Annotated in this window: 2 protein-coding genes; both read left to right on the top strand. The window is 70.5% G+C overall.

Features of this window, described 5'->3' with window-relative positions:
• Nucleotides 1–546: dethiobiotin synthase (locus tag G6030_RS16215; RefSeq protein ID WP_182643819.1), on the top strand; the 546-nt coding region annotated here is incomplete at its 5' end.
• A 106-nt stretch (nt 547–652) separates the two neighbouring features.
• The gene (locus G6030_RS16210) at nt 653–1,093 is read left to right on the top strand and encodes a hypothetical protein (RefSeq protein ID WP_063972189.1); all 441 of its coding nucleotides are present in this window, start codon (nt 653–655) and stop codon (nt 1,091–1,093) included.
• Nucleotides 1,094–1,138 lie beyond the last annotated feature (45 nt).

Genomic DNA, 1,138 nt, shown 5'->3' with positions numbered 1-1,138 from the left:
GGTGTGCGGCGGGTGCTGGAGGTCCGTCGGCTGCCCGATCCGCTGGCACCCGAGACCGCCGCCCGCGTCGCCGGCCTGCCGCAGTCCACGCTGCCCGGATTGCTCGACCCGATCCGCGAGTGGCTCGGCGAGCCCCCCGGTGTGGCGTCCGCCGGGTCGCGACTCGACCTCGTCGAGGGCGCCGGCGGTGTGCTCGTGCGACTCGGCCCGGACCTCACCGTCCTCGACCTCGCCCGGTCGCTCGACGCCCCGGTGGTCGTGGTCGCCCGCGCGGGACTGGGCACGCTGTCGGACACCGAGCTCACCATCCGCGCCATCGGGGCCGCGGGTCTACGCTGCGCGGGGATCGTCATCGGCTCCTGGCCGTCCGTCCCGAGTCTCGCCGAGCGCTGCAACCTCGAGGATCTGCCCCGCCTGACCGGAGTCCCGGTGCTCGGTCGGGTCCCCGCGGGTGCCGGTCAGCTCGCCCCGGTCGAGTTCACCAGTCGCGCGCCGGGGTGGTTTCAAGCGTCAAGACTTCTTCAAAGGTGTGGCCTGCTGCGGTGAGCTCGGACAGGGGGCCCTTCCAGAGTGAGGGGCCCACCGAGATGACACCCAGCAGTGAGTGCATCTCGCAGACCGTTCAGCCAGGAATTCCACGACGAGCTGTGGGTTGAACAAGTACCGCGAGACCCACGGTGGCGGTGGCACCGAGACCGAGGTGACGCTCGATGAGCGGGCACGGCTCAAGGAGCTGGAGTACGAGTACCTCGACACCTGCAGAATCGACGCCGCCGAGACCAACCCGGTGGACACGATGAGCGCTCGGCTGGCCGTGTCGACCTCTGGGTTCTACCACTGGCTTTCGCGCCCGACCCCGGCGACAGCGGCCCGCGGACAGACGCCGACGGCCCGGCTGCGGCACTTCTTCGCCGCCACCGACGCCAGGGTGCCGGGAATGAACCGGGGCCAGGGATTGCGTCTGAGCCCAGGCACGCCTCTGATGGACGGTCCAAGCCGTTCCCCGGCACGCGACACACGCCCCGGCGCCCGTCACCACCACGGAATTTGGCGAGGTCAATGTGGCCAGCGGGCCGTCGCTACTGTCCCATGACAGGTGCCGGGAGTGACCGGGCGATGATCTCCTTCATGATCTCGG

Origin of the sequence: Dietzia sp. E1 (assembly GCF_014145015.1) — a bacterium.
GTDB lineage: Bacteria > Actinomycetota > Actinomycetes > Mycobacteriales > Mycobacteriaceae > Dietzia > Dietzia cinnamea_A.
The sequence above is the reverse complement of the archived record's forward strand: the minus strand, read 5'-3'. Positions and strand labels throughout refer to the sequence as shown.